This is a genomic window from Coprococcus sp. TM115-187, from assembly GCF_027679115.1.
GTDB lineage: Bacteria > Bacillota > Clostridia > Lachnospirales > Lachnospiraceae > Allocoprococcus > Allocoprococcus comes.
This window is the reverse complement of the sequence record NZ_JAQEKS010000059.1, coordinates 1-899: the sequence shown is the minus strand read 5'-3', so window position 1 is coordinate 899 and position 899 is coordinate 1. Positions and strand designations below refer to the sequence as shown.

Below are 899 nucleotides of genomic sequence, written 5' to 3'. Positions count from 1 at the left end.
CTATACTATTCTGCTTACAATTAGATTGACAAAATAAGAATCCCTCTCATATAATTGGTTGCAATGGTATTGAGGAAATACAACCTTAAATGTATAATGGGAAAGTAGCATTGCAGGAATGAGGTAGGCTAATGAATAAAATATTGATTATTGAAGATGATTTAGAAATAAATGCGTTATTGGCTGATTTTCTAAAAGAAAAAGGATATGCTGTGCATTGCCAATATGATGGACTTCATGTTCTGGATTTTTTGAATAAAGAAAAAATTGATTTGATTATACTTGATATTATGCTTCCTTATCGGAGTGGTGATATTATTTTATCTGATGTACGCAAGAAATTTACGATACCTGTTATTATTATTTCAGCGAAAGAAACTACACAAAATAAAATCGACTTGCTTCGTCTGGGAGCAGACGATTATATCACAAAACCTTTTGATATGGAAGAAGTGCTTGCCAGAATTGAAAGTAATCTGCGAAGAGTACAATTTCAAAATAGCCAGACAGAATGTTTGCAATATAACAATCTGACTTTAGACCTAGAGAAAAATACAGCATTTTTGAATGGAATAGAATTATCCTTAACCGCTAAAGAATTTGGCATTTTAGAATTGTTGATGAAATATCCAGATAAAGTATTTTCAAAATCGAATCTTTTCAAAGTGTTTGGGATACGGAATATATTGCTGAGGATAATACACTTAATGTTCATATCAGTAATTTACGCAATAAATTAAAAGCGATATGCTCTGATACAGAATTTATTGATACTGTTTGGGGCATTGGCTACCGCCTACATAAAGCTAAGGATTAAACGTTCCTTAGCTTTATTATTTTTTTAACTTTTCTCATTACGATTTAAGAAATTCTTTAAAATTGCCCGTTATACTGGTTTA

General features: G+C 30.8%; 2 protein-coding genes. Both read left to right on the top strand.

All coding sequences use genetic code 11. The features are described 5' to 3' along the window. Positions 1 to 131 precede the first annotated feature (131 nt). Positions 132 to 740 (top strand): response regulator transcription factor, encoded by a 609-nt coding sequence (locus PGW42_RS15795; protein ID WP_330677079.1) that lies wholly within the window; start codon positions 132 to 134, stop codon positions 738 to 740. Next, positions 686 to 817: a winged helix-turn-helix domain-containing protein gene (locus tag PGW42_RS15995; protein WP_330677081.1), complete on the top strand. Its 132-nt coding sequence runs from the start codon at positions 686 to 688 to the stop codon at positions 815 to 817. Before PGW42_RS15795 ends, PGW42_RS15995 begins: the two co-directional genes overlap by 55 nt. Positions 818 to 899 lie beyond the last annotated feature (82 nt).